Below are 23,924 nucleotides of genomic sequence, written 5' to 3'. Positions count from 1 at the left end.
GAACTGGCGCTTTGGGGATCAATCTCAAACCGCCATGGTATTGCGTTTGATGAACCAACCAACTATCTTCCACAATAAAACAGTTAACAGCGTCCCCACATAGCCATCAATGGCGTAATGCCAACCTAAATGTACCGAGCCGATTTGTATCAGGATAGCAAAAGCGTAAGCAAAGTAACCGAGCTTTTTATTCAGTCTGCAAATGGACAACGCCATCAATACAGACATAGATACGTGCATACTCGGCATCGCGGAAATACCAGAGCCAAAACTATTGGCATTCTCTAGGTATTCATGCCACAGGTAGTCTTGTGTCGACAAAGACCATAAAGGGGATGCGCCAATGTTCTCCAGATACAGACTTTGAGCGGTGAGTAATTTCATCAACGGTGCGTACTGAGCGTCACCGGTCAAAAGTTCCATATAGCAAGGGCCTGCAGAAGAAAATAAGGTAGCGAACCATATACTATTTATCATCCATAGCAGTGCGAATGTGAGCAGAAATTGCAATCTCAATAATGGAAGTTTGTAATAGATGCAAAAAAAGAATGCGCTCCCCCACATTAGAAAAAACCATAGGTTGTAAGCAAAATTGATACTAAGTGAAGCCCACGGGCTAGAGAACAAGCTATGAGTCAATTCCCATGGTGCAACGCCAAAATGAAGCAGCCTATCAAGCTCAGCAAAGGTATGATCCCATTTGAATGGATTTATGAGTGGGATAAGCGATTTCAGAAACGTATGGTTAGTTACAATAAAATTGATAGCGAGCAACGATAAAAAAATAGAGATGGTTCGGTATAGAGGGAAAAATAGTTGATGAACTTTTTTCTTAAAACGATTCAAAGGACGCTTTTCTCGTTGGACCAGTAAATAGAAATAATAATACATACCTGCCCCTAAAATAGCGGCGCAAGTCGTAACTGTGAAGAGGTGGTAATAAGTAGAAAATGAGTAATTGATAGGGGAATCAAGGTACCAAGAGCAAAAGTAAATAATGGCAGTAGATCCGAAACTGTATAGATAAAAAATGATATCAGTACTCAGTTCATCCTTTACTGATTTTATCCAAGATGACGTTTTTTGCTGCCAACTGAGGTTGAGCTCGTAATTATTCTCTTGTTCCATCGATGCTCCCATCTTCTTATTTTTTATTAGAGGTATAAGTTTAGCTGAGAAAACGGGCATTTGTATTTAAGTGCCCGTTAAGAGTTTGTCGTTTAAGATTTTTAAATCATGCTCGTGACAAGGCCTGCCGCCACAAAAAACACGATCATCCACAGCACCGAAAGGTTGAGCTTTTTGTGTAGATAGCAACCCGCAACCACTAACGCCATGTCGATGGGAGCAACAACTGCGCTGCTAAATACTGGCTGGTAAAGTGCCGCGAGTAGTAACCCTACTACCGAGGCATTGACACCGTTGATAGCGCCGGAGACCCGCGGTTTGCCTGCCAGTGCTAGCCAGTTTTTAAGAACACCAAGCAGTAAAAGAAACCCTGGGAGGAATACGCCAAGCGTTGCGATCAGCGCGCCTAAAATTGGCGTATCCGAAAGCTCATAACCAATAAAAGTCGCAAAGGTGAACATTGGCCCCGGTACAGCTTGTGCAGCGGCGTAGCCTGTTAAAAATGCATCTTGGCTGAGCTGGTCGCCAACAATGTTTTGCAGAAGCGGCAGCACCACATGACCGCCACCAAACACTAAACTACCAGCTTGGAAAAAATCACTAAACAGCCCAAGCAAAGGCAGCGTATGAGCTACTAACGGTAAGCCGAGTAAAAGCACCGCAAATAGAGCCAATGGCGTGATAGACGGTTTAAACGGCTCGGCTGATGGCGCGGAGTCTTTCTTCAGATATCGCATGCCGACAAAACCTGCTGCGATCAACACGAACATTTGCGTCATGATGCTTGGCGCCACCAGCAACGCAATTGCAGTAGCGACGCACAACCCCGCAGTCAGTTTGCTTTGGCAGAAGTTTTTGTACATGCCCCAAGTCGCATCCGCCACGACCACGACTGCGAGCAGTTTTAGGCCGTGAACGATGTTTTGGAACACTGCGGTGTCGGTGATTTGGCTGCTCACCATCGCCAGCGCCAACATGATGATCACCGAAGGAAGCGTGAATCCGACAAATGCTGCGCATGCGCCACCTAAACCGCCACGTTTATAGCCTAAAGCAAAGCCAACTTGGCTTGAGCCCGGTCCCGGCAAAAACTGACTGAGCGCGACAATTTGCGCGTACTCGCTGTCATCAAGCCATTTCAGTTTCTCAACAAAGGTTTGGCGAAAATAACCAATATGAGCCGCAGGGCCGCCGAAGCTGAACCAACCTAGCCAGAAAAAAGTTTTGAAGATGGTGAACATGTCGAGCCTGTTTATCTAAAAAGCATTGTTGCTAATTTATCGGATGCTCTAAAATGACTCAAATTGATAGATTTAATTTCATTTATGAATGAAATGGGATGAAGGTATTGAGGTGAAAGAGGACATTCAGTGGCGTAACATTGACTTGAACTTATTGGTGACGTTTTCCTACTTGTATCGACATCGAAGCGTTAGCGTCGCGGCAGAGAAAAGTTACGTTAGCCAGTCGGCGATGAGTCATAGTTTGTCTCGTTTAAGGTTGTTGTTTGACGACCCGCTTTTTGAGCGAAAAGGACACAAGATGGAGCCCACCGAGCACGCTCACAACATCGCGCCAACCGTGCATCATTTGCTGGACTCTATCGCCAAAGACTTGCTCACTAAGTCTGCCTTCCAACCTGAAAATTACGCGGGTGTATGTCGCATTGGGTTAACGGATTATGCCGAGTTTATCTTTGCTCCTCGGCTTTATGACGAAATACGCCAGCGCGCACCAGAGGCGCAGATCAGTTTTATTAACGTCAATCGTAGCAACTACGTGGCATTAACTGAGCACGAAAAGCTCGATGTCATTATTGGCAGCATGCCGGTGTTGGATGACAACTTTGAGAGCTTGTACTTGTACACGGAAAAACACGTGTGTATGTGTGATAAACAGGTATTGAAAGGGGAAACACAGCTGTCTCTGGAAGCGTTCGCGAACATAGAGCAAGCTCTGGTAAGTCCCGATGGGAGCTTAAAGACACAAGTAGACCAAAAGCTCGCAGAACATGGTTTGAGCCGTAAAGTCACCGTGGCGTCGCGCAACTTTCTCACTATTCGGCATTTATTGAAAAAGCGCGATCTCATTGCCATCGTGCCAGAAAAAATGGCGTTGGCGGAGGGCTTTTCGGACGATCTCATTACTGTTAAGCCGCCGATCGCCGTTGCGGATTTTGATATTGCCATGCTGTGGCATTCCAGCCGAAACAATGAAGATAAAGGCATTTGGCTACGCGAGTTGGTTTCTTCGACCATCACCTCTCACATATAAAAAAGGGCACCAAAGGGTGCCCAGAATGTTTGTCATTGAGAGTCTGTGTTATACCGCTTGCGAAGCTGGCGCGGCTTCTTTTATACGCTCTTCCTGATTCAATGATTTTTCGTATTGGCTGTACTTCCACCAAGCAAAGCCAAGGAAAATCACGATACCGCCAACGTTGTAGAAAATGATGGTCATGATGTCGGCCCCAGTAGGGAAGGTCGATGCTAAGAAACCAACCGTAAAGATAGCGATCAGTACCGATACGGTAGCGATGCCCATTTTGCGTGAGCCCATTTTGAAATCACGCTCGACGTGATCCAGTTTCAAGCGCAGATTCAGGTACGCCAGCATGATGAACAGCGGTGGCAGCATCGAAGCGGCTGCGGTCATGTTGATCACCGTATTCATCAGATCTTGAGCGGTGTTAGAACCTAATGTTGGGATGATCATCAATGGGATAACGATAAGGAACTGATACCAAGCTGCGCGAGCTGGCACGCCGTTTTCGTTCAGCTCTACGGTTTTCTTACCAAAAATGCCTTCTGGAATCTCAGAGAAGAAGATTTTCACTGGCGTTGCTGTCCACATCAGTAGAGAGCCAAACATAGCGGTGAAGGATACCAAGCCTACGAAGCGGTTCATCAATATTTCTGGCAAACCAAAGTACGCAGCCAAACCTTCAAATACTTGAACCGATCCGCCCGTGTATTTTAGGGTTTCGCTAGGAACAAATACGTTAATCAAAACAGACGCAACTGAGTAAAGCACGCCGATAAAGATACCTGCGATGATGATGACTTTAACGAACGATTTCGAGCCGCCTTTCACATCGTTTACGTAAACCGCGACCGATTCCGCACCGCCTGCCGCCATAAAGATCCATGTAGTAATGCCTAAAAATGCCCAGCTGAAATCAGGGATCATCGCTTCTACAGTAATTGGGTCAGCCGGTTCTACGCCGCCGATCAACGCTGCGCCAGCCAGTAAAATGTACGACATTGTCAGTAGCAGCATGAGGGAGGAGGTCACCGACGTAATTGGCCCCAACATTTTCGCGCCGTTTGTCGATACGTAGGTTGCAAACGCAAACAAAATCATACTGAGCACGGTAGTGGTGAATGGCGTCAGAATGTATTCATAGCCCAAGAACGCGTAAGACGCATAAGCGATAACACGCGGCAGCAAGGACGTGAAGAAGAATAGGTTAACGAACCAGTAAGTGTAGGCAGAGATAAACGCCCAGCGACCGCCGAGTGAGCTTTTTACCCATGCGTAGACCCCCGCTTCAGAATCTTTATTCAGAGATACGAATTCTGCGATGATCAAACAGAAAGGGATGAAATAAAAAATGGTCGCCAGAAAGAACATTGGCGCAGAAGCTAGACCGATCTCGATGTTATTATTGATTACGTTGTTAAAGCTAAATACTGCGGCAAAGGTGAGGGACAACAACCCGAATTTGCCTATCGTATTACGTTTGGATTCAGACATGTTCTATCTCCGGTGAATCACGTTGGAATTGTAGGGAGGAAGGGCTTGTAATGCTGTGACCACAGCCCTTCTCTTGTTTTATTTATTTAGGAAGTAGCCATCTTCGATGGTCACTTTGAGCACCACTTTTCTTACGCGGTTGTCTCCGTGGAAGCGGTACGCTTCACTGTTTTCAAAAATCGCCACTTGGCCTTCGCAAAGCTCACGTGTTTCACCCTGACCAGAAAAAAACTCGCGGTCAGTTTCATCACGATAAGCTTGTTCTAGGGTTAACGCGGTTTTATCCGCGAACTCAACGGTTTCTCGACCTTCGAGGTAGTAATGCACATCGAAGTAACGACGGTTACCGATGAACATTTCGGTTTGTTTCGCGATGCCATCTTCAACCATGTAAACTAGTGAATCGCCAATCGAGTGCATCACGCCATCTTTGATGTTGCCGATGTTGCCAATGGCTTCCACACAGCGGTTCCATTTACGACCGTTGCGATATACCTGTTTGAATTGCTCTAAGCTGTCTAACACGATCATGGGTTAAGCCTCGTTGACTGATTGAGTATTGGTTTGAGTGAAAAACGCGTTGTCGAAATCATGGTTTGCCATCACTTGTGCGTTGCAATCACCTGCTTGCAGAGGCATCAGCGTCAAACCGTAACGGAACTCGTCCATGTACACGCGGTAAGAGTCGAGCACTTCGCTGCCCCATGAGTTCGAGCCTAACCCCATCACTTGATGGTCAAGGTTAAGGGTGATGTAGCCACTCTTTTCTAGCTCGATCGTATGTTGCGCTTGATGCAGGTTTTGGTTGGTGTAGAACCACGCGCTGAAGTTGATTTCTTGCTGAGGTTTCACCAATAACCCTGTGCCATGACGGTTCGTGAGCGATGCCCAGCGCACGTGTTGGCGGTTGCCGTTGTTTTGCGGGAACGGGTAGTTCTCGAACATGTCTTCTACGGTGCTGTGGTAAACATCAATGAGGTTAGCTTGGCGACTGTCTTGGTAGTTTTCTTCTGGGCCGCGACCGTAGTAGCTCACTTGGTCAAAGCTGCCGTTGATGCCCAAATCCAAGCCGATGACCGGAATCACGTGAGGGTAGTCGCCGTAGCGCTCGCCATTCAGTTCCACGTTCAAATGGCCTTGCGCATTGATTTGATAGCGATAGGTACAACGCATGCCAAAATCAAAGACCGGCGGCGCAATGATGCTGGTGGTCGTAATCAAGACGGAATCATCAGTTGCTTCCACAGCAAGTGTGCGGAAGTGCTCCTGCATGATTTGCAGATGCGCTGGGTGCCACAAACCTTCATACTCTTGTTTGTGGTTATCAATCATCGGTTTGAAGAAGTTTAGTCTCGGCTCAGATTGAATGATCTCTTCGTCATTTACGCGCCAAGAAGTCAGCTTGCCGTTTACTTTCGAGAAGGTAAGCGTGAAGTTATGACCTGTGATCACGTGCTCTAGACGGCTTTCTTCAAGCACCAATGGTTGAACATTGTGGTTGACCAACGCAGGCAACGTGGCGGTGTTTTCTTTCAGTTGGAACTGATACACCGCAATTTCATGGTTGGCTTCGCTGTAAAGCGTGAGACTGTCTTTGCGTACGGTGAAGTTAACAAAGGCTTCGCGCTCATCCAATTCTGGCAAGTCGATGCTCACTTCACGTTCGCTGTTAGCTACCAAAGCTTCGACTTTGAATTGCACGCTACGCAGGGTTTCACCTTCGGCACGCACGTCAGCAGTAATGGTGTAATCATCGAGGTTGGTGAACCACAATTTGTTCTCAACGATAAAGCGATCATGGCAACCTTCAACGGTGCGGATTTTCACCGGTGCAATGACTTGTTTGTATTCTTTCAGGCCAGGGCCCGGGGTTTGATCTGGGTAAATCAGACCATCCATGCAGAAGTTGTAGTTGTTTGGGTAGTCGCCGTAATCGCCGCCGTATTTGTAGAACTCTTGGCCGCGTTCATCACGCGCTAGAATGCCGTGATCACACCATTCCCAAACGTAGTGACCTTGAATGTGGTCGTGCGCATAGAACACGTTTTGGTATTCGGTTAAACCACCCGGCCCGTTCCCCATCGCGTGGGCGTATTCGCAGATAATGCGTGGCTTCTCGTGTGGGTGTTCGCCAAAGTAATTCATCAGTTGAGCGCGTGAGTACATAGTGGAAATCACATCCACCACTTCAGCATCGCGGTCTTCTTCGTAGTGAACCAAACGGGTGTCATCAATTGCTTTGGTCGCGGCATACATCGCACGGATGTTACAGCCATAACCCGATTCGTTACCGAGTGACCACATGATGATAGAAGGGTGGTTCTTTTGCGCATGAACATGACGCACTGCGCGATCGACAAACACCGCTTCCCAAGCAGGATCATTGGTGATGCGGCTTAGGTCGCCAACGTTGGCAAAGCCGTGGGTTTCCACATCGGTTTCTGCCATCACAAACAGGCCGTAAATATCACATAACTCGTAGAAGCGTGGGTCGTTCGGGTAGTGTGCGGTGCGAACCGAGTTGATGTTGTGTTGCTTCATCAAAATCAGATCTTTTTCCACGCGGTCCATGCCCACTGCGCGACCTTTTAGGTGGTCGTTGTCATGACGGTTTACACCATGCAGCATCACGTATTGATTGTTGATGTAAAACAGGCCATCACGCACCTTGATATCACGGAAACCCACGCGTTGTGGGATCACTTCCACTAGGTTGCCTTGGTGATCTTTTAAGGTAATGAACAAGTGGTAAAGGTAAGGATTTTCAGCCGTCCAATGCGTTGGGTTCACCATATCAATCGCAAAGCTTGTTGAGTGGTGGTTTTGGATAGTCAGTGAATCGCATTGACCACTGGCTACGACAGTGCCTTTGTCATGCAGCGCGTATTCCAGCGTATAGCCAGACGCGATAGCGGTGGAAAGGTTTTCCAATTCGATTTGAGCACTGAGCGTCGCACTTTGGTAATCGTCGGCGAAATCGGTGCGAATGGTGAGGTCTTGGACGTGAATGTTCTCTTTTCCGATTAGGTAAACATCACGGAAGATCCCCGCCGTCCACCACATGTCTTGGTCTTCAATGTAAGTGGAATCGGCCCACTGCATCACGCGTACAGAGAGCAAGTTTTCGCCTTGTTGGACGAACTTGGAAATGTCGAATTCCGCTGTGAGTCGGCTGCCTTTACTAAAGCCGACGTACTCGCCGTTTACGTACACTTCAAAGTAGGTTTCCACGCCGTCGAACTTGATGATGGTTTGTTGGTTATCCCACTGTGGACCAAGTGTAAATGTGCGTTGATAAGCGCCCGTTGGGTTGTCGGTTGGTACAAACGGGACGTCGATCGGGAATGGGAAGCCCTCATCGGTGTATTGCAGATCGCCGTGACCTTCCATTTGCCACATGTTTGGGACGGTAATGTGTCCCCAGTCGTTCATTGTTTGTGAGTAAAACTCATCAGGCACCAACATTGGGTTGGTGAAATAACGAAATGCCCATTGGCCGCTGAGCAACATAAAGCGGCGACTCAGTTCACGTTGAAAGGTTTGTGCGCTCTGAACAGAGTCGTAGGAGAAAAAGTACGCACGCGGTGCCATACGATTCTCGTGTAAGTGTTGGAAGTTTTCCCAATTGTTCACGTTTTGATCTCCCCTCGGCTTGGTGCGCTTATGTTGGAGTGCGGATTGGTTTCATCGCGGCTCAACATCAGTGCAAAAACAACGGCCGATGTATTGTGAAAAATGCTTATGAATAATCTGAGAAAGATTTTAGTAAAGGTTTTACTAAAATAAATTATTGGAAACGTTTTACTTTAACTTGGTCACGTTTTAAATGACCAATGTTGAGCAAGATGTGATCAGCGTAAAGGAATGCGTTCTAGATTGTTTTGGAAAGTAAAAACAGTAAAAATTCGGTAGAAAATAAAAGAAGAAATAAAAAAGCACTGAAAATTCAGTGCTTTATTTGAACAGTTTTGAGGGTGTTTTTATCGAGTTGTGCCGCGTAGCTTGAGCTTGCTTGGAACGTACACTTGAAGGGGCAGTGCGCGTCCGTCACGGTATTTTTCTACTAACAAGTTCACGCCTTGAATCCCCATCATTTCAGAATGAATACGAACGGTCGATAGAGGAGGGAAGGTAAAACGCGCGGTAGGAATGTCGTTCACGCTGATCAGCGCAATATCATCAGGAATGTTTAAACCAAACTCATGCACTGCTCGTAACACACCAATCGCAATGGAGTCCGAAGCAATGAACATCGCTTTTGGGAAATCGCCTTTGGCCAGCATCTCTTTCGCTAAGTCATAACCGGACAAGCTAGAGAAATCGCCACGATAAATGTCGTCTTCAGAAACCACACCTTTTAGACTGCCGTAGTCCACAAACGCATTTTCACGAATGTCTGCGGTGTTGGGCTCGTCTTGTCCACCAATAAATCCGATACGCTCGTAGCCTTGTTGTACAAAGAAATCAACCACTTGCTTGCTGATTCTTACAAGGTCGATATCAACGCAATCGTAAGGGCTAGTTGGATCTGAAAAGTCGATGTAACAGATGCTATCGGCTAGGCGTTTAGGTAACTTATTGACCACCTTTTGGTCGACTTTCCCGACTAAAAGGACACCCGTAATCTTTTGCGTTTCAACATCAATTTCGCTGTTGTAGCAATTGGTTAGCGTAATGCCGAGTTTGTCGCACTGAGTTTCAATCCCATGACGAATCGACAAGTAGTACGGGTCATTCACTTCTGCTTCTTGTTTGTAATTGTACAAGGCCAAAAAGTGATGTTTTTGCTTGGCTTCTTTGGTGGCTTTCTTCGAACTGCTGGTGCGGTACTCCAGCTTTTCTGCGATTTCTAAAATGCGGCGTTTGGTTTCTTCTTTAACGCTCAACGTCGGATCGTCATTCAAAACTCGCGATACAGTTGCAAGTGAGACGCCCGCTTCAGTGGCGATATCTTTTAGTGTTGCCATGTACATTTCCCGTTGGCATTGCTCACAGTCCAAGTGAGAACTCAATAATCTGGCTATTGTAAACAGCTACTTAGGGATGCACAAACTTTTAGTAAAATCGTGCGATCCACGAAAGAGAGCGGTATCTGCTCGACTCATCTTCACTGCTCATCATCCTCCTGGTTTAATTTAACTAAAGTCAGCATCTAAAATAAGGCTTTTGTGTAATTTTGTGGAAACGTTTACACAATTTGAATTCGATCACGGATCTGGATCGAGATTGGTTGCTAGACTTTTAGCCAGTTAAGAAATGGGCGTTCCGATTCGATGCAATGGCGATTGGCTTTTAGCGCATCAGAGTGAGGTATGAACAGAAAGCAGCAAACGTGGAGAAGCAAAAAGTGAAAGTTCTTGTCACAGGCGGTATGGGATACATCGGTAGTCACACTTGCGTTCAGATGATTGAAGCGGGAATGGAACCTATCATCGTTGATAACTTGTGTAACGCCAAACTGGAAGTGTTAAACCGTATTGAAGCGCTGACAGGCAAGCAGCCTGCGTTCCACCAAGGTGACATCCGTGACGAAGCATTTTTGGATACGGTATTCGCGCAGCACGACATCCAAGCAGTGATCCACTTTGCTGGCCTCAAAGCGGTTGGCGAATCGGTGGCAAAACCACTTGAGTACTACGACAACAACGTCAATGGCTCATTGGTGTTGGCGCGCAGCATGCGTAAATCGGGTGTGAAAAGCATCGTATTCAGTTCATCGGCAACGGTTTACGGTGACCCAGAAATAGTGCCGATTACGGAAGATTCACCAACAGGCGCAACCACCAATCCATACGGTCGCAGTAAATATATGGTGGAGCAGTGCTTCAGCGATCTGTTCCATGCTGAAAACGACTGGAGCATCACCTTACTGCGTTACTTCAACCCAGTTGGCGCCCATTCATCGGGCAGCATGGGGGAAGACCCACAAGGTATTCCCAATAACTTGATGCCATTTATCGCCCAAGTCGCTGTTGGCCGCCGAGAAAAACTCGCGGTATTCGGTAGCGACTACCCAACACCTGATGGCACTGGCGTGCGCGATTACATCCATGTGATGGATCTGGCCGATGGCCATATTGCGGCTTTGAAAACGGTGGGTGAGAAATCGGGTTTGCACATTTACAACTTAGGTACAGGTAAAGGCTCGAGCGTACTTGAGATGGTGGATGCGTTCGCGACCGCTTGCGGTAAACCAGTGCCTTACGAGTTATGCCCGCGTCGTCCTGGGGATATTGCTGAATGTTGGGCAAGCACGGAAAAAGCTGAGCGTGAACTAGGCTGGAAAGCAATACGCACGGTGGCTGAAATGACCGCTGATACGTGGCACTGGCAGTCAAAAAATCCCAATGGCTATTCCCCTAGTTTGAAGAATTTTAAAGAGTTGAGTAAGTAACATGTCGAATGTCGAATTTAACCCAGTGGATCATCCACACCGCCGTTACAACCCTCTTACTGGGCAATGGATTTTGGTTTCACCTCACCGTGCAAAACGCCCTTGGAGCGGCGCAGATGAAAAGCCCGCATTGGATGAGCTACCAAGCTATGACGGTAAATGTTTCCTTTGTCCAACCAACGAACGTATCTCTGGCGATGTTAATCCAGACTACCAAGGCACCTATGTGTTCAATAACGATTTTGCTGCGCTGATGGTGGATTCACCAGATGCACCAGAGTCAAACAACCCGCTATTCAAAACGCAAGGCGTGCGTGGTTTGAGCCGAGTGATTTGCTTCTCGCCAGATCACAGCAAAACCTTACCGGAGCTGCCAGTGGATAAAATTCGTGGCGTGATAGAGACCTGGAACGAACAAATTGAAGAGCTCGGCAAGGAATACGTTTGGGTTCAGGCGTTCGAAAACAAAGGCGAAACCATGGGCTGTTCTCAGCCTCATCCGCACGGTCAAATCTGGGCGAACAGCTTCTTACCAAATGAAATCGAGCGTAAAGAGCACAACCTAAAAGCCTACTACCAAGAACACGGCAGCAACTTGCTGGTGGATTACGTACAAGCGGAACTCAAAGACGGTTCACGCATTGTGGTGGAAACCGAACACTGGCTGGCGGTGGTGCCTTACTGGGCTGCTTGGCCGTTCGAAACCATGTTGTTGCCGAAAACGCACATTCGTCGCATGAGCGAACTCAGCGATGAGCAACGAGACGATTTAGCGCGAGCGATTAAGAAGCTGACCAGCCGTTACGACAATTTATTCCAATGCTCTTTCCCTTACTCGATGGGCTGGCACTACGCGCCGTTTTTTGACGAAGGCACAGACATCGACCATTGGCAGCTTCATGCACTTTTTTATCCGCCACTACTGCGCAGTGCCACGGTTCGTAAGTTCATGGTGGGCTACGAAATGCTGGCAGAAAGCCAACGTGACCTCACCGCAGAGCAAGCGGCGCAGCGTCTGCGTGATGTGAGTGATGTCCACTACAAAGAATGCTAAGTCTTTAAATTGGACTGATTACGAATAATGGGATAGCGCGACTTTACAGATAGAAAGTTAGGCTCAACGCGTTATTCCACACAAATTACTATTTTAAGAGAACGTCCCTATGTCTGAACTTATCCAAAATGTGAAAGCGTCATTTGAGCAAGTGTTGGGCTACGCACCTAGCCATATTATTCAAGCGCCTGGTCGTGTGAATTTGATTGGTGAGCACACCGATTACAACGATGGTTTTGTCCTACCGTGTGCCATTAACTACCAAACGGTCGTGGCGGCGACAAAGCGTGAAGACAATATCGTGCGTGTGGTGTCGGTCGATTACGGTAACGCAGTGGACGAATTCGATATCACGCAAGCCATTACCTTCCAGCAAGACAAAATGTGGGCGAACTACATTCGCGGCGTGGTGAAGTGTCTTCTGGCGCGTGGCTACCAGTTTACTGGGGCGGATATTTCAGTCAGCGGCAACGTACCTCAAGGCGCGGGTTTGAGCTCATCGGCGGCATTAGAAGTGGTGATCGGTCAAACGTTTAAAGTGCTGTTTAACCTTGAAATCAGCCAAGCCGAAATCGCCTTAAACGGTCAGCAAGCAGAGAATGAATTCGTCGGTTGCAACTGCGGCATCATGGATCAAATGATTTCAGCGGAAGGGCGTGAAAATCATGCGATGCTATTAGATTGCCGTAGCCTTGAAACAGAAGCAGTCTCTATGCCAGAAGAGATGGCCGTCGTGATCATCAACTCGAATAAAAAACGTGGTTTGGTCGACAGTGAATACAACACTCGTCGTCAGCAATGTGAAGAAGCGGCGCGCATTTTCGGTGTGAGAGCTTTGCGTGATGTGACGATTGAGCAGTTCAACGAGAAAGTCGCTGAGCTGGATGAAATGGTGGCAAAACGTGCCCGTCATGTCATCACAGAAAACGATCGTACTGTGGAAGCGGCGCAAGCGCTACGAGCACACGACATGAAGCGTATGGGCGAGCTGATGGCCGAGTCTCATGCCTCGATGCGCGATGATTTCGAAATTACGGTAAAAGAAATCGATACGCTGGTGGAGATAGTCAAAGAGGTGATCGGCGATCAAGGCGGCGTGCGCATGACTGGCGGTGGCTTTGGTGGTTGCATCGTGGCACTTGTACCGCCAGCACTGGTTGATGACGTGAAAGCGGCAGTTGAAGCGAAGTACCAAGCGGCTACGGGCTTAAAAGAGTCGATTTATGTTTGCCAAGCCAAAAATGGTGCGGGTTTGGTTGAAGTGCTGTAAGGAATGATGATGAAAGCCTATTTTCAACAACTAGAACAAGCGATGGCGCAAACGCCGTCGTTTGATGGCCAAACTGCGACTCTGATTCATTTGACCAACGCGAATGGTATGACAGCGTCGTTTATGGATATCGGTGCGACGTGGTTGAGTTGCACATTACCGGTAAATGGTGAAAACCGTGAAGTGTTGTTGCGCTCACCAAATATGGCTGAACACATGAAGCAAGACGCTTACTTCGGTTCCATTGTTGGCCGCTTTGCTAACCGAATTGCGAAGGGGCAGTTTGAGATAGACGGAGAGAACTATCAACTTGGCATTAATAACGGCGAAAACTCACTGCACGGAGGCTTGGAAGGGTTTGATAAACGCCGCTGGAAGGTTGAAGAGCAACAAAATGATCAACAGGTCACTTTTTCACTTCGCTCCCCGGACGGTGACCAAGGCTATCCGGGAAATCTCGATGTGAAGGTGACGTACACTCTCACTGACGAGAATGAACTAGCTATCGCCTATGATGCTAAGACCGACAAAACATCGCCAGTGAATTTAACCAATCACGCCTACTTTAACTTGGCTGGTGAGGCGAGCCGCGCGAAAAGTTTGGATCATACTTTACAGCTCAATGCTGGGCATTACTTGCCAACGGATGCGGGGTTAATTCCTTCCGGTGAACAAAAGCCAGTTTCGGGTACCAGTTTCGACTTCACCGAGCCAAAATTGATTGGCCAAGAATTTCTTGCCGAGCAAGATCAGAAAACTGCTGGTGGCTACGATCACGCCTTTGTATTCATGCCTGAAGTGACCGATGGCGTGTCTGTCGCTGCGGTTTTAATTGCACCAAAAGAAGATGTGGTGATGAAGGTGAAAACCACCAAGCCTGCCATCCAGTTTTATTCAGGTAATTTCTTAGCCGGTACGCCAGGTGCAAGTAAAACTTACGAACGCTATGACGGCCTAGCATTGGAAACGCAGTACTTTCCAGACGGGCCAAACAAACCAGAATGGGGACTCAACAATGGGGTGTTGAGCTCTGGGGATTGCTATCAGCATCAAACTACTTATCAGTTTGAATTTTAGATAGCACTTCTACCCTTTGAACTTGCAGCGGCAGCAATGCTGCAACTCCAACGACTTTGGGTGTTATGGTGGGCTACATGCCCACCTTTTTTGTTTTTGTCGAAGAGGTTCGAACGATGAGCTCACCCTCTACTTTGCGTTTGTTAGAAAGCAACGGTTGCCCTTCAATCAGTGCCATCAACGATTCGATTGCGAGTTTACCCATGTCTGAGTAGGGCAGTTCAACCGACGTTAATGCTGGGAAGCTTTCAGAGGCGATTTGCTGATTATCGTAACCGACAACGGCAACATCCTGAGGAATCTTCAACCCCAACTCCGCTATCGCTTGGTAGCACCCCATTGCCATATAGTCGCTGCCACAGAAAATCGCTTCTGGCGGCTGCTCCATATTCAGTAGTGCCAGTGTTTGCTGGTGCGCTTCTTTTAGCGACCAGTTTGCATCGACTAAATACTCTGAGTTAGGAATGATGTCTGCATCAATGAGAGCCTGACGATAACCATCGGCACGTTGCTTACTGGCTAGCATCCAACTTTCACCAGACAGCATGGCAATGCGACGATAACCTTGCGCTGTGAGGTGGGAAACTGCTTTGTAAGCTCCAATCATATCGGCCGGCAAAATACTTGGCGTTTCGGTGTGTTCTTCGTTGGTGCAGTTCAGCAGCACAGTCGGTAAGGAAGTTGTGACGCGTTGCTGCTCCAACTCTCGCGTCATACTGGATGCGTAAACCAAACCTGCGTAATCACCGCCGTTTATCTCCGACTCAATCTTGCTTGCCAACACTTCATCATGGCTGTAATTGAACGTCACCAATATGTAGTCGTTCGACCACGCTTCTTCTCTCGCTGCATTGATGGCATCGATAAATGGGTCATAACTGGTTAAGCCATTGATCACCAATGCGATCTTTTTAGGGCGTCCCAAAGCATGGGCAACCTTTTTGTTTTTGTAGCCAAGTGATTCTGCGGTTTCGAGCACTTTACGTTTGGTCGCTTCCGCGATTTTTACGGAAGTTGAGCCATTCAATACCAGCGATACGGTCGACTGAGAGACGCCAGCCGCCGCCGCAATGTCACTCATGGTGATTTTTTTAGCCATTCTGTTCTTTTACGTAATTTCGTTAGCTAAAGATATTAGCTAAAGATTAAGTTCGGATCATCCTTTAAAGATGAAGATCACAAAAGTAAGTCAGAGAAACTTAAAAGCTGTGATTTTCACCACGTTTATTCTTTGAGCACCTAGTCATTAAATTATTAATTAATATATTAGCTAATATTATTAGTTAGTAATTTAGTTTTAAGGTGAGTAAGATGAAAAGATGGTCGGAAGAGAAAGCGTGGCAATGGCAAAAAGAGCATGGCTGGCTACGTGGCTTTAACTATTTACCGCGCACAGCGGTTAACTGGAATGAGATGTGGCAAGCGGAATCTTTTGCTCCTGAGGTGATGGAACAAGAGTTAGCTTGGGCGCATGATGTGGGTTACAACACTTTACGTACCAACTTACCATTTATAGTTTGGCAAGCGGATCGCGATGGTTTACATGCGCGAATTGAGCGCTTTCTGGATATTTGCGAACGCAATCAAATCAAAGTGATGCTCACGCCGATGGATGACTGCGGTTTTTCGGGCGACCATCCTTATCTTGGTGAACAAAAAGCGCCAGTACCGGATTTGCACAATAGCCAAGCAGCAGCAAGTCCTGGTCGCAATGTGGTGATGGACAAATCTATGTGGGGTGAGGTCGAAGCGTATATTCGCGACATCATCTCTACCTACAAAAATGACCCTAGAATCGTTATTTGGGATCTCTATAACGAGCCAACCAACCGCATGATTTTCACCACTACGGGTGAGATCGCTTACGACGAAGAAATGGAAATCTTTAGTCATGAGCTGATGGAACAAGCGTTTGAGTGGGCACGTGAAGAAAACCCAACTCAGCCTCTCACCGTTGGCGCTTGGCATGCGCCAAGCATTCTTGACCGAAGCCTGCCGATTTATGAACACCCAACCGATCGCAAAGCGATGGAGCTATCGGACATCATTACTTTCCACGCTTACTTACCACTCGATCTGTTCCATAAAGCCGTTGAAATTGTAGAAAGCTACAACCGACCAATGATGTGTACTGAGTGGCTTGCTCGTCATGCGCAATCGTACATGCACGAACAGCTTCCGGTCTTTAAACAGAAAAACATTGGCTGCTACCAGTGGGGATTAGTGAAAGGAAAAACACAAACGCATCTGCCTTGGCCAGAGATAAAACGTAGCGATGCAAACTATGCGAGTCAATGGTTCCACGATCTGCTTGATGAGCAAGGACAGCCGTATGACGCAAGCGAAGTGCAATTGATAAAAACACTCGCAGAAGTGGATTAATTGCCTGTGAGCCGACTCTGAGAAATGGGTCGGTTTATTATTTACAATAAAATCAATTGAGACGTGAACAATGACTACTCTACAAAACAAACTCACTAATAAGGAGCTGATGTCTTACTTCGGCTATGGGGTAGGCCAGTGCTTTAGCTTTGGTCTAGTCGGCTCTTTTATTCTTTATTTCTATACCGATATTTTGGGCATTTCTCCAATTGCGGCGAGTACGATTTTTTTGATTGCTCGTGTGTGGGATGCGGTGAACGATCCGCTCATTGCCGGATACATGGACACGTTAGACTCACGCTTTGGTAAATTCCGCCCTTACATGCTGTTTACGCCGGTTCTGATTGTTCTGGTCACGGTGGCCGCTTTCTATAACATCGATGCTGATACATCGACAAAAGTGATGTATGCCGGTATCACTTACATTCTTTGGGGTACGCTTTACACCATTTCTGATGTGCCGTTTTGGTCTATGTCTTCTGTTATGACGGATGAACCACAAGAGCGAGCAAAAGCGGCAACTTGTGCCATGTTAGGGGTGAATGCGGGTATTGGTGCGACTTTGGTTGTGTTCCCGAAACTGAGCGCTTACTTCGCTGATGGCCGCGCAGATCAGGGTTACTTACCAGCAGTGATTGTGTTGATGATTGCGGGTTTGTTCTTCATGCTGAACGGTTTTTACAACACCAAAGAACGCATCTCGACGAAGAGCTGCGAAAAAGTCACGCTAAAACAAACCTTTCAAGCCGTTCGTAAAAATAAGCCGTTGTTTTTTATTCTGGCAGCGTTTTTCATGAATGTGTTTTTCAATCTAGTGAATGGCCTGTACATTTTCTTCTTCACATACAACATGGGAGATGCAGGGTTAGTCTCTCTGATTGGTACCATCACTTTGGTAAGTGCGATCGCATGTTTGGCTACGCCTGTGCTGACAAAGCGTTTCAAAAAACGTGACATCTTTATTGCGCTGTGTGTTTTAGAGATCATCGCTCGCATTGGGTTCTATTTTACTGGCTATGATAATCCAACGGTCGTGATGGCGTGGTTAGCGGTGATAACTGGCATCTTTATGATGACCAACCCTCTTATCTCGGCCATGATTGCAGACACAGTAGAGTATTCGTACTACCACAGTGGCAAACGTACCGCGGCGATCACGTTCTCGGGACAAACCTTTACAGGCAAACTTTCTGTTGCGGTAGCGGGCGGCTTAACGGGGTTAATCTTGACGATGATTGGCTATGTACCAAATGCGGCGCAAACGGAAACCGCGCTCAATGGCATGTTCTTCTGTATTGCGTTGCTACCCGCATTTGGAGCTCTAGTGCGCATCTTCATTATGTCTCGCTACACATTTACCGAAGACCAACATGCGATTTTACGAGAAAAATTACAGCGTGGTGAGTTTGCGCAAGGCGTTGACGTTAAGTCTGTAAAACCGCACGAAGCCTTGAGCTAGAATCCATATCGTCTCGACAAGTGCTCAAAGAAAAAGCCCACTCAATAACCTGAGCGGGCTTTTCGTTTTCAATTTACAGATTATCCACCATCAACAACGCTCAACAGAATTTCTTCGTACTAACGTAGGGCTAAAAATAATGGTTTCGTCTTCAACTTTTTCGTCACGAGATAGCGACAAAGCCAAACGGGCGGCGCGTTCTGCCATCATCTCGATTGGGTAGCGAATAGTAGTCAAGCTAGGGTGAACAAAGCGGGCGATCAAGCCATCATCGAACCCGACCATAGAAACCTTACTTGGTACGTCAATGCCATTTTGATCTAACGCTGCGAGTGCGCCAGCGGCCATGTAGTCGTTGTAGGCCACCACTCCAGTAATCTCCAAAGATTTGGTTAATAGGTTGGTCATCGCAACTTCGCCACCATCACTGTTGGGCTCACCGTATTCGATGTAGCTTTTGGAGAGTTCAATACCATGTTCTTTCAATGCGGCTTGGTAACCTTGCAAGCGCTCATCGGTATCTTCGATATCGTGGGATGAGGCAATGCAAGCGATTTTGCGATGCCCGTGACGAATCAAATATTCTGTCGCGAGGAATGCCCCCTTGCGGTTATCAAGGGAAATACAGCGCTCAGCAAGCTCTGGGATATGTCGATTGATAAGCACCATACCTTTCACTTCTTGGGCATAGCCAATTAGCTCCTCATCAGATAAGCCTTTCGAGTGGATGACTATTGCATCGCAACGGCTGTTGATCAGCAATTCTAGGGCTTGACGTTCATCTTCTGGATTATGGTAACCGTTACCAATCAAGATATGTTTGCCATTTTCGCGCGCGACATTATCGACGGATTTGACCAACGTGCCGAAGAAAGGATCGGACACATCACTCACCAACACACCCATGGTGTTTGTGCTTTGACTCACCAGTGCGCGAGCTGCGGCATTGGGTCTGTAGCCTAATTTGCTCATTGCTTTGGTGACCGACTCTACCGATGATTGACTGGCTTTTGGAGACTTGTTGATCACGCGAGATACCGTTGCGACCGAAACGCCGGCTTCTTTCGCGACATCCTTGATCGTTGCCATATAGAACCTTTAGTGGCTAAAAATTTTGACTGAAAGTATTAAACACCCATTGTGTAATAAGTGCAATTTGATAGAGGATTTGCTTTCGGAAATGAGATCTTTACCACTTGTATTTATTAAGCTTGCTGATAGTGTAAACGTTATCTTTTTAGTAAAACTTTACTGGGGTTTTAATTATGGAAACTATCGCTTACTCTGATTTTGCCAAATTAGAAATTCGTACCGGAAAAATCATTGAAGTGGCTCGTCATCAAAATGCAGACAAGCTGTATATTGTGCAAATTGATATTGGTGAAAAAACACTGCAAACCGTAACCAGCTTAGTGCCTTATTACACCGAGGAAGAGTTGATGGGCAAACAAGTGGTCGTGTTGTGTAATCTTGCCAAAGCCAAAATGCGCGGTGAAACCTCTGAATGTATGTTGTTATGCGCAGAAACGGATGATGAATCCGAAAGTGTGTTACTAACGCCAGAAAGAGCGATGCCGACCGGGGTGAGAATTGTTTAGAGTTTAATCAAGCAAACGTTTTATTGTTCGTGTTTATGTTTTGTGTCTCATTTTATAAATAAATCAATAGATATATATTCAACTCTATTTATAATCTCCGCGCTTTTAAAACTGTTTAACAGTATGAAAAATATAGGAAATTATAATGAAAAAAGTATTGCCACTATTGGCTTTAGGTGCAGTGGTTGCTTCAGCGTCAGTTCAAGCAAAAGGTAACTGGTATGTTGGCGCAGATGTTCTTAACTCTGATCTTAAAGTTGAAGGACACTCTTACAGCTCTTCGGCGACTGGCTTGGGTATTGCAGTAGGTAAAGAACTGCAATTTTCAAAAAACTTCAAATTGGCTTTAGAAGGTGAATACGTTTACTACGGTAGCTTCGAAGAAAAAAAATCGGGTGCGGGTAATTGGTTAGAAGCGACAGTTGAAGGTTATTCGTTCAACCTTAATGCTAAACCTAAGTACCAATTCTCTGGTACCGGTTTTTATGTTGGTGCCGTCGTTGGTCTTGGTGTAACGGGCGTTGATTTGGAGACAAAGTCAAACCTTTCTAGCCTTACTGGCAAGACTGATGGCAGCGATGCTGGCTTTAACTATGGTGCTGAAGTGGGGTATGAATTTGCTTCAGGCCTGATTGTTTCTGGTGGCTACCGTGCTTCGACAGTAACCATTGATGTTGAAGGTGGTGGCGATCTCGAATTTGATTTTGACAGCCTTTACGTTGGCGTTGACTACAAATTCTAAGTTCGCGTATGCAAACATAGATACTAAAAAGGAGCCATTAGGCTCCTTTTTTGATCAGATTATCAATCAACTCATAATGGTGCTCTTGCACGCCTGCAAGGTTGCCGTATTTGGGTTGGTGGCGGTCATTTTCTTTCGCGTGGTGCCAGCCAATGGTGTGACGCACAAAATGCTCCGCAAATGCATGGGATACCTCCAAGCAACCTGCTAGCACGGTATCAACATAGCTTTGCATGATTGGGCTTTTTGCGCACGGTGGTAGTGGCTCGTCTTTTACGTAAACCCAAATCTCATGTCCTTGGTTAAAGTTCGCGTCCGTTTCGATTTGATCTGGCTGAATTTGAATACGATGATAGCCACGTTCACGGCGATCGAATTCTGCGAGAGCTTCTTCATTCACTTCGAGTAAAACGCCATTGACCTGTCCATTGCCTTGGTTCACAACCAGTGGAGACAGAGTGTAGCTGTCATCAATCTTTCCCCAGTATCGAACCAGTCCATGAGCAATGACGGGAATGGCTTTTCCCGTTTGTCCGGTTAACTTGCGTGACGCGGAATTGATTAAACTGCCATAGCCAAATATGTACATCTTCGTTGCATCCTTTAACTCATTTTTGTGTCTTGGACTGTTTATACCTAACCAGCCCATGAAGCTCAAACTTTACCCCTTAAGTATAATCTTAATTTTTAACATGTATTTTTTATGCATGTTTATGGTAGCATCAACATCGTAGTTGAGTTAACCAGCATCGAGAGACGCTTGAGGGCAAGATAATGCTGAACATCACCGATAAAAAAGTGGAAGAAAAAATCCCCGCATGGCTGCGATTAGGCTTTCGGCCGTTTTTTCTGTTTGGGTCGATTTACGCCATTGTTGCGATTGCGTTGTGGGTGTGGATGTTCCAAACCGGACAGCCAAACGCATTAGCTGTACCGGCATTGTGGTGGCACGTACATGAAATGTTGTTTGGTTTTTCGATGGCGATTGTGGTTGGTTTTGTATTGACTGCTGTACAAAACTGGACGGGCATTAATGGTACCAAGCATTACACGCTTTTGGTCTTATTTGGCTTGTGGTTAGCACCTAGAATATTGCTTTGGACGCCAGTACCTCTGTGGTTAACCAGCAGCATTGAAGCGGTATTTTTACTGTTTGTTGCCTATGAGGTAGGCATTCGTGTTTATCGAGCCAAAGGCTGGCGTAATTTGTTTTTTGTACCGCTGTTTCTTTTGGCCATCTTTGCGAACTTTGCAAGTTACGCGACGATAAAAGGCATGCCGCCGTTTACTTCTTCTGCTGTGTGGCAGGCGATGTTGTGGTGGTTTACGTTGTTATTGTCGGTGATGGGCGGACGTGTGATTCCATTCTTTACTGCGCGTCGATTTAATTTCGAAAAAGCACAACCACTGCCGTGGTTAGATTGGTTCGCGAACTTGCCGTTGGTAATGCTATTTGTGCTGAGCTTTTTCCCCGTGACGTTTGCAGAATTAGGCAATCCGTTGATGCTGTTTGCAGGTGTTGCTCAGTTGGTGCGTTTTGTTCGCTGGAAATCTTGGTTAACCCTTAGCGAGCCTTTAGTGTGGTCGCTGCATGCAGCGTATTTGTGTTTGCCACTAAGCTTAATTTTGCGAAGCGCTTGGGGAGATGCATTTGCCAGCCATAACCTCATTCACCTGTTTGCGATAGGTGCGTTAGGCGGTTTGATTTTGGCGATGATCGCGCGCGTGACGATGGGGCACACCGGTCGCATGATCTACAAAGGGCCAAACATGGGCCTTGCGTTTGCGGCGATTACCGCGGCTGCTTTGGTTCGCAGTTTCGCCGTGATCTTTGACCCAGCGAACATGATGCTGTGGATTGATATCAGTGGCGGATTGTGGATTGTCGCGTTTGGGCTGTTTGTGTGGCGCTTTGGTATGATGCTCGTGACCTCTCGTGTGGATGGTCATCCGGGATAAAGCGTTTAGACTTGAGTGATAAAAAAGAGGAGCGTGTCGCTCCTCTTTTGGTTTCTGCGCTTTACGGTTTTATCGCTTATTCATCATCCGTTTTGTTCGTGAACCCTAAGCGTTTGAACAGCAACCACTCTAGGCCAAAGATCACAATCAAAGCGATGCAGAACCAAGTGAACGCCATGGAGGATTCTACGCCCGGCATGCCACCAATGTTGATACCAAGTAGTCCTGTTAGGAAACTGGTTGGTAAGAAAATGGTGGCAACTAAAGTAAATAGGTAACTGTTTTTATTGGTCTTCTCGTCTCGGTTGTGTTTGATTTCGTCTTGGAAAAGCGCCACTTCGCCAAGGTAAAATTCAATCGTTTCGTTGATGCGAGTAATGTTGTTATGCGCGAAGCGATATTGGTGAGGTCTTAATGTTACCAATTCTGACTCTGACTCGATCAAATCACGAATCGCATATTGCTGAGGGCGAATAAAACGTTTGATGGAAATAAGCGCCTTTTGTGCCGCAATGTGGTTGTACGTTGACTCATCATTGACGTCAAACTCGTTTAACGTTTCTTCGATGGTGTCGAGATACAAGTCGATTTTGCCGTTCAACCCTTCGATAATTTGATTCAGTAAGCTCGCCAGGCTTTTCGGCCCTTTATGCTCTGCTAATGCTTGGCGAATTTCCATGATTGCACGTGATGGGATTTTACGAGTCGAGATCAGTGCGCCCTGAAAATAGAGAATACGGATACTGAGCATGTCTTCCGGCGACGCATTCTCATTCATGTTGATGCCTCGTAAGATCAGCATGAAGTTATCGTCATCCAAAGGATGGAAAGATGGTCGGCTCTCGTCGGCTAACAGATGATCAACCGTCGCACGTGGTACGTGATTGTCTTCTAGCCAGCCACGAATATCGGGATGAAGCCTTTCACAGTGGTACCAATGATTCGGTTGAATGTGTTCCGCCGCTGTTGTTTCTTGAGTCGCCATTGGGGTTGAAAAATCCCAATGTTCAATCATAAAACCCATTTTTTTTCCTTGTATGAGCCTATACCCCAATAATCTCCAGATGCTTAACTTAGCGAGAATGACTTAGCGCACTACACGCCG

20 protein-coding genes are annotated in these 23,924 nt (G+C 46.6%); 10 read left to right on the top strand and 10 right to left on the bottom strand.

The genetic code is table 11. The annotated features are described in order from the left end of the window. Positions 1 to 24 precede the first annotated feature (24 nt). Positions 25 to 1,128 carry a phosphatase PAP2 family protein gene (locus tag ACF8EG_RS06475; RefSeq protein WP_138938282.1) on the bottom strand — a complete coding sequence of 368 codons (1,104 nt, stop codon included), beginning with the start codon at positions 1,126 to 1,128 and terminating at the stop codon, positions 25 to 27. Positions 1,129 to 1,229: 101 nt separating this feature from the next. After that, positions 1,230 to 2,369, bottom strand: coding sequence for a chromate efflux transporter (gene chrA / locus ACF8EG_RS06470; protein WP_206926064.1), 1,140 nt, complete (start codon positions 2,367 to 2,369; stop codon positions 1,230 to 1,232). A 112-nt stretch (positions 2,370 to 2,481) separates the two neighbouring features. Here chrA and ACF8EG_RS06465 point away from each other — a divergent pair, with 112 nt between their 5' ends. Then, entirely contained in the window at positions 2,482 to 3,402 is a 921-nt protein-coding gene (locus ACF8EG_RS06465; RefSeq protein ID WP_079859006.1) for a LysR family transcriptional regulator, read from the top strand. A 48-nt stretch (positions 3,403 to 3,450) separates the two neighbouring features. Here the strand turns inward: ACF8EG_RS06465 and ACF8EG_RS06460 are convergent, their stop codons facing one another. From ACF8EG_RS06460 to ebgR, 4 genes are all read right to left on the bottom strand, one after another. Continuing rightward, positions 3,451 to 4,884, bottom strand: a complete 1,434-nt coding sequence (locus ACF8EG_RS06460; RefSeq protein WP_005456559.1) for an amino acid permease — start codon at positions 4,882 to 4,884, stop codon at positions 3,451 to 3,453. A gap of 78 nt (positions 4,885 to 4,962) precedes the next feature. Then, positions 4,963 to 5,415: a beta-galactosidase subunit beta gene (locus tag ACF8EG_RS06455; RefSeq protein ID WP_005484991.1), complete on the bottom strand. Its 453-nt coding sequence runs from the start codon at positions 5,413 to 5,415 to the stop codon at positions 4,963 to 4,965. Between the two features lie 3 nt (positions 5,416 to 5,418). Continuing rightward, positions 5,419 to 8,517 carry a beta-galactosidase subunit alpha gene (gene ebgA, locus ACF8EG_RS06450; protein WP_069507381.1) on the bottom strand — a complete coding sequence of 1,033 codons (3,099 nt, stop codon included), beginning with the start codon at positions 8,515 to 8,517 and terminating at the stop codon, positions 5,419 to 5,421. Between the two features lie 347 nt (positions 8,518 to 8,864). Further along, a complete protein-coding gene (ebgR, locus tag ACF8EG_RS06445) occupies positions 8,865 to 9,851 on the bottom strand; it encodes a transcriptional regulator EbgR (protein WP_005494135.1) in 987 nt (328 codons plus the stop codon). A 380-nt stretch (positions 9,852 to 10,231) separates the two neighbouring features. Here ebgR and galE point away from each other — a divergent pair, with 380 nt between their 5' ends. The 4 genes from galE (at position 10,232) to galM (ending at position 14,679) form a co-directional block, all read left to right on the top strand. Beyond that, positions 10,232 to 11,278: a UDP-glucose 4-epimerase GalE gene (gene galE / locus ACF8EG_RS06440; protein WP_025631158.1), complete on the top strand. Its 1,047-nt coding sequence runs from the start codon at positions 10,232 to 10,234 to the stop codon at positions 11,276 to 11,278. A gap of 1 nt (position 11,279) precedes the next feature. Further along, on the top strand, positions 11,280 to 12,332 hold the full coding sequence (locus ACF8EG_RS06435) for a UDP-glucose--hexose-1-phosphate uridylyltransferase (RefSeq protein WP_020841212.1): 1,053 nt from the start codon (positions 11,280 to 11,282) through the stop codon (positions 12,330 to 12,332). Between the two features lie 109 nt (positions 12,333 to 12,441). Further along, entirely contained in the window at positions 12,442 to 13,602 is a 1,161-nt protein-coding gene (galK, locus tag ACF8EG_RS06430; protein ID WP_069507380.1) for a galactokinase, read from the top strand. Positions 13,603 to 13,611: 9 nt separating this feature from the next. Then, the gene (gene galM, locus ACF8EG_RS06425) at positions 13,612 to 14,679 is read left to right on the top strand and encodes a galactose-1-epimerase (protein ID WP_069507379.1); all 1,068 of its coding nucleotides are present in this window, start codon (positions 13,612 to 13,614) and stop codon (positions 14,677 to 14,679) included. Between the two features lie 73 nt (positions 14,680 to 14,752). On the opposite strand, the gene ACF8EG_RS06420 is transcribed toward galM, so the two are convergent. After that, positions 14,753 to 15,778 (bottom strand): LacI family DNA-binding transcriptional regulator, encoded by a 1,026-nt coding sequence (locus ACF8EG_RS06420; protein WP_006742407.1) that lies wholly within the window; start codon positions 15,776 to 15,778, stop codon positions 14,753 to 14,755. Positions 15,779 to 15,990: 212 nt separating this feature from the next. On the opposite strand from ACF8EG_RS06420, the gene ACF8EG_RS06415 reads away from it, so the two are divergent. Next, positions 15,991 to 17,061, top strand: a complete 1,071-nt coding sequence (locus tag ACF8EG_RS06415) for a cellulase family glycosylhydrolase (RefSeq protein WP_005494146.1) — start codon at positions 15,991 to 15,993, stop codon at positions 17,059 to 17,061. Between the two features lie 70 nt (positions 17,062 to 17,131). Then, a complete protein-coding gene (locus ACF8EG_RS06410) occupies positions 17,132 to 18,520 on the top strand; it encodes an MFS transporter (protein WP_068864595.1) in 1,389 nt (462 codons plus the stop codon). A 90-nt stretch (positions 18,521 to 18,610) separates the two neighbouring features. On the opposite strand, the gene ACF8EG_RS06405 is transcribed toward ACF8EG_RS06410, so the two are convergent. Continuing rightward, positions 18,611 to 19,609, bottom strand: a complete 999-nt coding sequence (locus ACF8EG_RS06405) for a substrate-binding domain-containing protein (RefSeq protein ID WP_029830591.1) — start codon at positions 19,607 to 19,609, stop codon at positions 18,611 to 18,613. A gap of 176 nt (positions 19,610 to 19,785) precedes the next feature. Between ACF8EG_RS06405 and ACF8EG_RS06400 the strand changes: the two genes are divergently transcribed. Then, positions 19,786 to 20,118 carry a tRNA-binding protein gene (locus ACF8EG_RS06400; protein ID WP_005494151.1) on the top strand — a complete coding sequence of 111 codons (333 nt, stop codon included), beginning with the start codon at positions 19,786 to 19,788 and terminating at the stop codon, positions 20,116 to 20,118. Between the two features lie 145 nt (positions 20,119 to 20,263). Then, positions 20,264 to 20,860: an outer membrane beta-barrel protein gene (locus ACF8EG_RS06395; RefSeq protein WP_015297197.1), complete on the top strand. Its 597-nt coding sequence runs from the start codon at positions 20,264 to 20,266 to the stop codon at positions 20,858 to 20,860. A gap of 37 nt (positions 20,861 to 20,897) precedes the next feature. Here ACF8EG_RS06395 and ACF8EG_RS06390 read toward each other — a convergent pair whose 3' ends face one another. Then, positions 20,898 to 21,449, bottom strand: a complete 552-nt coding sequence (locus tag ACF8EG_RS06390) for a gamma-glutamylcyclotransferase family protein (protein WP_025578383.1) — start codon at positions 21,447 to 21,449, stop codon at positions 20,898 to 20,900. 185 nt (positions 21,450 to 21,634) lie between these two features. On the opposite strand from ACF8EG_RS06390, the gene ACF8EG_RS06385 reads away from it, so the two are divergent. Beyond that, the gene (locus ACF8EG_RS06385; RefSeq protein WP_069507378.1) at positions 21,635 to 22,819 is read left to right on the top strand and encodes an NnrS family protein; all 1,185 of its coding nucleotides are present in this window, start codon (positions 21,635 to 21,637) and stop codon (positions 22,817 to 22,819) included. Between the two features lie 76 nt (positions 22,820 to 22,895). Here ACF8EG_RS06385 and ACF8EG_RS06380 read toward each other — a convergent pair whose 3' ends face one another. Further along, positions 22,896 to 23,843 carry a CorA family divalent cation transporter gene (locus ACF8EG_RS06380; RefSeq protein WP_069507377.1) on the bottom strand — a complete coding sequence of 316 codons (948 nt, stop codon included), beginning with the start codon at positions 23,841 to 23,843 and terminating at the stop codon, positions 22,896 to 22,898. Positions 23,844 to 23,924: the final 81 nt, after the last annotated feature.

Source organism: Vibrio sp. YQ_11 (genome assembly GCF_043103065.1).
In the GTDB taxonomy this organism is placed as follows: domain Bacteria; phylum Pseudomonadota; class Gammaproteobacteria; order Enterobacterales; family Vibrionaceae; genus Vibrio; species Vibrio parahaemolyticus.
The sequence above is the reverse complement of the archived record's forward strand: the minus strand, read 5'-3'. Positions and strand labels throughout refer to the sequence as shown.